The organism is Sutterella parvirubra YIT 11816 (assembly GCF_000250875.1).
GTDB classification, from domain to species: Bacteria; Pseudomonadota; Gammaproteobacteria; order Burkholderiales; family Burkholderiaceae_F; genus Sutterella; species Sutterella parvirubra.
In genome coordinates, this window is the sequence record NZ_JH605009.1 from 196 (window position 1) to 9,317 (window position 9,122).

Annotated in this window: 7 protein-coding genes and 1 pseudogene; 7 read left to right on the top strand and 1 reads right to left on the bottom strand. The window is 66.1% G+C overall.

Translation table 11 applies throughout. The features are described 5' to 3' along the window. Positions 1–673 precede the first annotated feature (673 nt). From HMPREF9440_RS08550 to HMPREF9440_RS08580, 7 genes are all read left to right on the top strand, one after another. Positions 674–1,453, top strand: a complete 780-nt coding sequence (locus HMPREF9440_RS08550; protein WP_050816192.1) for a type IV pilus twitching motility protein PilT — start codon at positions 674–676, stop codon at positions 1,451–1,453. Further along, complete coding sequence (locus HMPREF9440_RS08555) at positions 1,450–2,406, top strand: prepilin peptidase (RefSeq protein WP_008543360.1); 957 nt, start codon at positions 1,450–1,452, stop codon at positions 2,404–2,406. Before HMPREF9440_RS08550 ends, HMPREF9440_RS08555 begins: the two co-directional genes overlap by 4 nt. Then, entirely contained in the window at positions 2,336–2,995 is a 660-nt protein-coding gene (locus tag HMPREF9440_RS08560; protein ID WP_040765241.1) for a response regulator transcription factor, read from the top strand. The genes HMPREF9440_RS08555 and HMPREF9440_RS08560 overlap by 71 nt, the downstream gene beginning before the upstream one ends. Before the next feature lie 456 nt (positions 2,996–3,451). Continuing rightward, positions 3,452–4,825: a C4-dicarboxylate transporter DcuC gene (gene dcuC, locus HMPREF9440_RS08565; RefSeq protein WP_008543365.1), complete on the top strand. Its 1,374-nt coding sequence runs from the start codon at positions 3,452–3,454 to the stop codon at positions 4,823–4,825. Positions 4,826–4,866: 41 nt separating this feature from the next. Then, positions 4,867–6,012 (top strand): beta-aspartyl-peptidase, encoded by a 1,146-nt coding sequence (gene iadA / locus HMPREF9440_RS08570; protein WP_008543367.1) that lies wholly within the window; start codon positions 4,867–4,869, stop codon positions 6,010–6,012. Between the two features lie 279 nt (positions 6,013–6,291). Next, positions 6,292–6,969, top strand: a complete 678-nt coding sequence (locus HMPREF9440_RS08575; RefSeq protein WP_008543368.1) for a transporter substrate-binding domain-containing protein — start codon at positions 6,292–6,294, stop codon at positions 6,967–6,969. A gap of 227 nt (positions 6,970–7,196) precedes the next feature. Beyond that, a complete protein-coding gene (locus HMPREF9440_RS08580) occupies positions 7,197–8,186 on the top strand; it encodes a Bug family tripartite tricarboxylate transporter substrate binding protein (RefSeq protein ID WP_316244793.1) in 990 nt (329 codons plus the stop codon). Positions 8,187–8,321: 135 nt separating this feature from the next. On the opposite strand, the pseudogene HMPREF9440_RS08585 reads toward HMPREF9440_RS08580, so the two are convergent. Next, positions 8,322–9,122, bottom strand: a pseudogene (locus HMPREF9440_RS08585) (hypothetical protein); the annotation flags it as partial.

Sequence of the window (9,122 nt, forward strand, 5' to 3'; positions counted from 1 at the left end):
GGCGCTCACGGCCGCCACCGCCGGCGAAGCGATCAAGTTGGACGACCCGTACTCGGTCACCGCGGGCTCGCAGTCGAACGGCAAGCTCAACGTCACGATCAGCCTCACCAACTCGGCCGACGTGAGCGAAACCTACGACCTGCCGATCCCGGTCTGCTCGTCGCAGTCCTAAGGACATGGGCGGGAAGCACCCCGCCCGCACCCCTCTTCGGGGCCTTCCGCCGCTCCTCAGGAAGGCCCTCATCTCCCGCCCCGCCGCATTCGGCTGCACTCAACCGCCCCGAACCTTTTTCAGTCTTCTTCAGCCTTTTTCGCGAGACCTTCCCCTTGACGACGAGCGCCGCCCTCCCCACGCTCCGCGAGCTTCTGCGCCTCCTTCGCGACGCGAAGGGGTCCGACCTGCTTCTGTCCGAATCGCACCCGCCGATGATCCGCACCGCCGGAGAGCTCCGCGCGGTCGCGGCGCCCGCGTTGGACGCCGTCTGGATGGAGGCGACGCTCTCCGGACTCCTCACGCCGGAGCAGCGGGAAACCTTGGCGCAGCAGGGCGAAGTCGACTTCCGCTTCAAGGTCCCGGGGTTGGCGCACCACCGCGCGAACGCCTTCCGCACGGTCTCGGGGCTCTCCCTCGCCGTGCGTCCGATTCCGCTCGAGATCCCGCCCCCCCGACGCGTTGGGCCTTCCCCCTCAGATCGCGAACCTCGCGATGCTGGAGAGCGGTCTCGTGCTCGTCACGGGCGCGACGGGGAGCGGCAAGTCCACCACGATGGCCGCGCTCGTCAACCACGCGAACCGGACCCGCGCCGCCCACATCCTCACGATCGAGGACCCGATCGAATTCGTCTACGGGCCGGGGAAGTCCCTCGTGCGTCAGCGCGAAGTGGGAACGCACACCGAAGGCTTCGCGCCGGCCTTGCGCGCGGCGCTCCGCGAAGACCCCGGCGTGATCGTCGTGGGGGAACTGCGCGACCCCGAGTCGACCTCCCTGGCGCTCGAAGCCGCCGAAACCGGCCACCTCGTCTTCGGGACCCTTCACACGCCCTCGGCCGCCGACACGATCGAGCGCATCCTCCACATGTTCCCGACGGAGCGCGCCCCCTTGATCCGCTCGTCGCTCGCGCAGTCCCTCGAAACCGTGCTTTCGCTCAACCTCGTCGTGCGCCGCGACGGCGCGGGGCGCGTGCTCGCCATGGAGAGCCTCGTCGCCACCGCGGCGGTGCGGAACATGATCCGCGACGGGAAGCCCCACCAGCTCATGAACGTCATGCAGACGGGCCGCGCCTACGGGATGCGCACGATGGACGACCACTTGTCCGAACTGGTCGAAGCCGACCTCATCACGGCCGAGGCCGCGCTCACGCGCGCCCGCAACCGCGAGAGCTTCAGGAACCGCCACCCGGAACTGCGTGAGCGGCGCGCCGGGGCCCTTCTGACGGCGGGGACGACCCCATGACCCCGGAACTCTTCTTCACGCTCTGCGCCGCCTTCGTCGGGCTCTTCGTCGGGTCGTTTCTGAACGTCGCCATCGACCTCGGCGCCGCGGGACGCTCGGTCGTGTGGCCGCCCTCTGCCTGCGACGCCTGCGGGCACCGCCTGGGCGCCTTGGAGTTGATTCCCGTCCTCTCCTGGACGATGCTGCGCGCCAAGTGCCGCCACTGCGGCGTGCGCCTCTCCGTCCAGTACCCGGCCGTCGAAATCCTCACGGCCCTGCTCTACGGCGTCCTCGCCCTCCGCTTCGGGCCCACGCCCGACTTTCTCTTTCTTCTCGTCCTCACGTCGCTCTTTTTGGTCGCCTCGGGGATCGACCTGAAGACCCGCATCCTCCCCGACGCGATCACGCTCCCCGCCGCCGCGATGGCGCTCGCCTGGGCCTCCTGGCGCGGCGACGCCATGGATGCGTTCCTCGGCGCAGTCCTGGGCACGGGCGTCTTTTGGCTGATCGCTTGGGGTTATGAAAAGCGCACCGGCACGGAAGGGCTGGGGCTCGGAGACGTGAAGCTCATGCTCCCGATCGGGGCCATGGCAGGCGTCCTGAAGCTTCCCCTCGTCATTCTCGGGGCGAGCCTCGCCGCGCTCGCCGCCTTCGGCGTGCTGGCGCTCATGGACCGAAACCTCCGCGAGGGGCGGCTCCCCTTGGGGCCCTTCCTGGCCGCCGCGGCCTACGTCGACTGGTGTTGGGGCGACGACAACCTCAAAAAATCCCGATCGGGATGTCGCCGTTGTGCCGTACCGACGGGGACGTCTTGTTTCTTCCGATTTCAGGCGTCGCGCGGGGCCCTTCTGCGCGTTAAACTTTCCCGAATCGCAACACACAAGGCCTTGGCCCAGTTAGCCCATGAAGTACCTGATCGTCGACGACCATGCGCTCGTCACCGGTGCCCTCTCGATGATGCTGCTCGACCGTGATCCCACGGCCGAAGTCCTCACGGCGGGGAGCGCCGCCGACGCGATCGACCTCGTCACGCGCGAGGGCGACAGCGCCGACCTGCTCATCCTCGACCTCTCGATGCCCGGCGTCTCCGGCACCGAACTCATGGAAGAAATCGTGCGCATCCAGCCGATGCTCAAGATCCTCGTCGTCTCGGGCCTTGTCGACGAGCAGAGCATCATGCGCGTGCTGCAGCTGGGCGCCGCGGGTTTCGTCCCGAAGTCGCTCGACACGGACATGCTCACGTCCGCGATCGACTTCGTTCTGAAGGGTGGCGTCTTCATCCCGTCGAAGCTCCTGGCCGAGAGCCAGCGGACGGGCTTCATCAACCGCACGACGGAACTCATCCCGCAGGAAGCCGAACCCGTGCACTTGACGGAACGCCAGAAGGACGTCCTGATGCTTCTCGCGCAGGGCGCCCCGATCAAGCGCATCTGCCGCGACCTGAACCTGTCGGAAGGCACCGTCAAGACCCACGTCGCCGCGATCTACCGCGCCTTCGGCGCCACGAACCGCACCGAAGCGCTTTTGGCCGCCCGCCGCGCCGGGTACGAAATCGCGATCTGACGGTTTCGCCGAAAGAGAATCCCTCACAAAACCGCGCCGTTCTCCGGAACCGGCGCGGTTTTCTTTTGGCTCTGTTTCGACAAAGTGTTGATTTCTCCCGATGTTCACCGGTCGGGACCATCTCGCAGATTTCGGGATGGCTGTCAGCATTGTTGGTGACGACCTACCGAAATTGCCGAAATCCGTGCGTACCAGGCGAATTCGATCCCTCACGAAGCAACTCCTGAAAATCAACACTTGGTCAGAACAGAGCCTTTCTTTTGGGGTTTTCGTCGCCCCGTCGGTCCCTGTGATTGCAAAGACGCGCCCCGCCGCCCCGGTCTGATCAAATGGACGCAAAAGACGACTACCCCCAGTGAGGTTATTCCGGATACCCCCAAAGGCGTATCGGTCATAGAATGCGCGGCACCTCCCGGAGAGGAGGCTTTCGACCATACCCACAAAAGGAGATTCGTCGTGATCGGCGTCCTCATCACGCTCGCGGTCGTGGCCGTCGTGGCCTACTGCGTGCTCAAGAACTACTATCCTCCGTTCGTCCTGCTCCTCGCGGGCTTCGTCATGCTGATCTGCGCCGCGTTCTACGGCCAGATGCCGGTCGCCGAAGGGAAGTCCACGGGCTTCTTCGGCTTCGACCTCCACCAGGCCTTCACGAGCCTGATGGCCGGGCGCCTTCCGGGCCTGGGCTTGAACATCATGATGATCGCGGGCTTTTCCGTCTACATGGACCGCATCGGCGCCTCGAAGGCGCTCGTGAAGCTCTGCGTGAAGCCTTTGTCCGCCATCCGCTCGCCCTACATCCTTCTGGCCGTCACGTACGTGATCGGTCAGTTCATGGCCCTCTTCATCAACTCGGCCGTTGGCCTCGGGCTCCTTCTCATGGCGTCCATCTACCCGCTCCTCGTGGCGCTCGGCGTCTCCCGCGCCTCCGCTGCCGCGGTGATCGGCTCGACCTGCTGTCTGGACCTCGGTCCCGCGAGCTCGAACGCGATGCGCGCCGCCGACCTTCTGGGCACCGACGTGGTCACCTACTTCGTGCAGAGTCAGATTCCCGTCGCCCTCTGCGTGGTGGCGACGGTCGCCGTCGGGCACTTCTTCGTGCAGCGCTGGTTCGACGCGCGCGATGCGAAAAAGGGCGTGAGCCGGAATGCCGCCGAAGCGCAGGACCTCGAGAAGGCCTTTGAAGGGGCCGGTCCCTCCTACTACGCCCTCCTGCCGATGCTCCCGCTCGTGCTCCTCATCATCTTCTCGCCGATGGTCTACGCCGACGTGAAGCTCTCGCTTCAGACCGGCATCATGGTCTCGATCATGATCGCCTTCATCGTCGACCTCCTCACGCACCGCGGCTTCAAGGATGCGTGCGAGCGCACCAAGGCCGTCTTCGAAGGCATGGGCAAGGTCTTCACCTCGACCGTCGGGCTCATCTGCTGCGCGGAACTCTTCGCGCTCGGGATGAATAAGCTGGGCGGCGTCTCCACCCTCATTTCCGCCGCCGCGTCGATGGAAAACGCGGGCGTCTGGGTGATGCTCTTCGTCATGCTCGGCATCATGGTCGTCGCCACGGTCGTCACGGGCTCCGGCAACGCCGCCTTCTTCGCCTTCTCGCCGCTGCTTCCCGAAGCCGCCGCTTCGGTGGGCATCAACGCCGCCGTGCTCGCGGTGCCGGTGCAGTTGTCCGCGGGCCTCGCCCGCACGATGTGCCCGATCGCCGGCGTGATCATCGCCGTGGCGGGCATCGCGGGGCTCACGCCCTTTGAAATCGTCCGACGCACCGTGCCGGTGATGCTCCTCGCGCTCATCGTCAACGTCGCCGCGTCGGCCGCCTTCCTCTGATTTCCACCGGTTTGCGAAACCATCCAAAGGAGAATTCCAACATGGCCACTCTGATCCGCAACGCGCGCGTCTTCGCGCCGAAGGACCTCGGCGTCCAGGACGTCCTCATGGTCGACGAAAAGATCGTCGCCGTCGGGAAGGACCTCTCGGTCACGCTCCCCGAGCTCGAAACCGTCGACGCCGCGGGCAAGATCCTCACGCCGGGCTTCTTCGACCAGCACATCCACGTGACCGGTGGCGGCGGCGAAGGCGGTCCCTCGACCCGCACGCCCGAACTCGTGCTCTCCGAACTCATCGCCTGCGGGACGACGAGCGTGGTCGGCGTCTCCGGCACGGACTTCACGACGCGCTCGATCCCGAACCTGCTCGCGAAGGTCCGCGCGCTCCAGACGGAAGGCGTTTCCGCCTGGATGTACACGTCGAACTACCGCTATCCGGCGACGACCCTGACGGACTCGGTCCCGAACGACCTCTTCTTCGTGCCGGAGTGCCTGGGCGTCAAGATCGCGTTGGGCGACCACCGCTCCTCCTTCCCGACCACGCAGCAGGTGCTCGCGCTCCTCGCCGACATCCGCGTGGGCGCGATGTTGGCGGGGAAGGTCGGCTTCATGCACGTCCACACCGGGAACATCCCCGGCTCCTTCGAGATGTACGACGAAATCGTCGCGAAGGGCTTCCCGATCAAGCACATCCGTCCGACCCACTGCGGCCGCATCCGCCACGTCTTCGACGCCGCGGTGCAGTTCGCGCTGAAGGGCGGCCACATCGACATCACGACGGGGGCGTCCTGCTGCTTCGACCATCCTGCGGAAGCCGTCATCGCCGCGCTCGAAGCGGGCGTCGATCCGAAGCTCATCACGCTCTCGACGGACGGCCACGGCTCCGTCCCGCGCTTCAACGACAAGGGCGAAATGGTTGGCTTGGGCGTCGGCGGCGTCGAGGGGAACCTCAACGAAATCCGCCGCCTCATCCGCGACTACAAGATGCCGATCGAGCAGGCCCTCACGTTCGTCACGTCGAACGTCGGCGCGGCTCTCGGCCTCGCCGGCCAGGGCGTTGTCGAAAAGGGCGCCTGCGCGAACGCCTGTCTCTTCACCGAAGACTTCGAGCTCACCGACGTCTTCGCGCGCGGCCGCCGCATGATGAAGGACCGCGAAATCGTCGTGAAGGGCACGTTCGAATACTGATCGACGTAATCCGGGCGCTTTCCTGAAGCGTCCGACGACATTGAGGAGCCCCGCCCGGCCGCAAGCCCGGCGGGGCTTCTTTGTGCCCATCGGCGGACAAGGGGCGGGGATGCGAAGGTGAGGCGCCTTGACCCGAAAGTCCCTTCCCTCAGGCTTTTTCCTGAGGAACCTTCGCCCGGAAACGGCGGCTCCGCGTGCTAACCTTTCCGGCAGAGCGCGACCCAAAGGTCATTGCTTTGCGACGCGCCCCAAAGACCAAGACCACCAGTCCCCTCATTCATGACCCCGTATCTTCGCGCCGGGATTCCCGGCGACTTCCGACCCTTCGCATGCCTGGAGCCCGACGGACGGCTCACGGGGCACGACGTCGAACTTCTGGAGGCGCTCGCCCGCGAGGCCGGGATGGAACTCCGGATCGTCCCGACGGACTGGACGGGGTTGGCGGAGGGGCTGGGCCGCGACTACGAGGTCGCGGCGGGCGGGGTCTCCATCACGCCGGAGCGCGAGGCCCGGGGCGACTTTCTCCCCGCCTACGCCCCCTTCTGGAAGACCGGGATCGTGCGCCGCGAGGCGCTCGGGCGCTTCCGGTCTCCTGAGGACCTCAACGACCCTTCGGTCACCGTGATCAAGAATCCGGGCGGCACCAACGAGCGTTGGGTGGATGCCAACCTCACGCGCGCCCGCGTGATCCTCGAACCCGACAACGTCGCGATCCCGTCGCGCGTCGCCGCAGGCGACGGCGACCTCATGGTGACCGACGTCACCGAGGCGCGGCATTACGCCGCTTTGGACGAACGGTTGGCGGTGCTCCCCTTCCCTCTGACGCCCGTGCAGACGAAGGGGATTTGGATGGCGAAGGGTTGGGCTGACGCCTCGCGGCTACGCAACGCCTGGACGCGGCTCGAAGAAGACGATACGCTTCGCCGCCTCCTCGCCCGGTGGGAGCTCGAAGCGTAGGGTTTTCGTTTCCGCGCGCAAACCCTTGAGCACTTGCGCCTAAGGAGAGCCGCCCAACGGGCGTGTCGGAACGCAAGACTTGTTGAAGCCCCCAACCCGTTGGGGCGTTCGCCGTGTTCAAATGAGGGAACGGCCCGCGGGCGAGTACCCGGGGCCGGTTTTCCCGACAGGGCTTTTGCGGCCCCGTCGGCGGCTTCTTCCCCTCACTTCTCGAAGGAAAAGAAATCATGATTTCACGTCGCGCTCTCACGAGTGCCATCGGTGTGGTGGCACTCCTCAGTGCCTCTTATTTCCCGATGACCTCCGCCTGCGCGGCCACGGGTGAAACCGCGATCATCGTTCCCTACCCGCCGGGAGGCCCGCTCGACGTCTCGGCGCGCGCCTTGGCCGATGCGGTGAAGGACAAGCTCGGCACAACGATCGTCGAAAACCGTCCGGGTGCGGGCGGCAACGTCGGCATGTCGACGGCGAAGCGCCGCGACGGCGACGGCAAGACGCTCGTGATGGGCGCGGTGGCGACGCTCGCCATCAATCCGCACCTCTACCCGACGCTCCCGTACGACCCGAAGAAGGACTTCAAGAGCGTGACCTTGGTCGCCACGGCCCCGAACGTCGTCGTGATCACGCCCGCCTTCGCGGAAAAGAACAACATCAAGAACCTGCAGGACCTCGTCGCCTACGCGAAGGCGAACCCGGGCAAGCTCAACTTCGCCTCGGGCGGGAACGGCTCCGCCGGCCACCTCGCGGCGGCGCTCCTTCAGAAGCGCTGCGGCATCGAGATGACGCACATCCCCTTCAACGGGGCCGCGCAGGGTCTGCTCTCCGTCTTGGCCGGTCAGACCGACCTCATCATCGACAACCTCGCGAGCGCCGCGGGGAACATCCGGGGCGGCAAGCTCATTGCGCTCGCCGTCACGACCAAGGCCCGCACGCCGCTGATGCCTGAAATCCCGACGGTCGAAGAGTCCGGCATTCCCGACTTCGACATCTACACGTGGTTCGGCCTCCAGGTGCCCGCCTCGACCCCGGACGACGTCGTTCAGAAGCTCCACGACGCCTTCGCTCCGGCCCTGGCGACGGAAGAAATGAAGAAGCGCTTCGAAGGCTTCGGCGCGACGCCCGCCCCGATGACCCCGGCCGAATTCGACAAGCTCATCGCGGACGAATACGCGAAGTACGACGAGCTGGTCGAGATCTCCGGCGCGAAGGTCGACTGAGCGGCAACCTCAACCAACAATCCGAACGGGCGGCACCCACGGCGGGTCCGCCCGTTTTTCATTCCCCTCAAGCGCCTCAGGACGGTTCGATCAGCTCAGAGCGGTTCTGAGCAGATCAGAGCGGATCAGAGCGGATCAGAACGGCTCCGACGCCTTCACGGCTTCGAGCGCGCACACGCCCGCTTCCGAGAGGATGATGCGCATCACGTCCGCGGTCTTCCCCGCGCCCGTCTCGACGACGCGCACGAGGTAGACGTGGTAGCGCTTTTCAATGAGGTGCTCCCGGTGCTGCCCGGCGTCGGTGTCGGTCGAGGCGTCGTCCTCGTCGTCGACGTAGGGGAGTTCTTCGAAGCGCCGGTCGATCGAGGCCGTCCACGGCGTCACCGACATGCGCGTGATGTCGTAGAGCGAGCGCGCGCCGAATTCGCCCGCGATCACCTCGGCGTCGATCTCGACCGACTTCCGGTAGCGCAGAATGCTCTCGCGGTATTCGTCCGAGAAGGGCAGCGAATGCGCGGCGCGCCGCAGCGCCAGCACTTCAGGCGGAATTTCGTCCGCCTTCATGAAGTCGACGGTCTCAAAGGTCCTGCCGGCCTCTTCGCCGTCCGGGCGCATGAGGATCGTGCGGCGGTTGGGAAGCCACCGGCGGAAGACCTTCGCCAAGGCTTCGCGCAGCCCCTCCTTCAAGCGGTCCTTGAAGATGTAGGCGACGACGAGCGCGATGAAGAGGTTCATCGAGAGGGCCCCGTAGCGCGACTGCCAGAAGAACGCGACGAAGGTCGCAAAGAGCATCGCGAACGCGGCGGCCGCGCCGTAGATGAACTGCTTGAGCCAAGGGTTCCCTTCCCCCACCTTGGGTCGGAGAAAGAGCACGTTCGAGACGTACTTCCGGAGCGTGCGCCAACGGTAGAGCGCCTGCTCCGGGGCGATCGACGT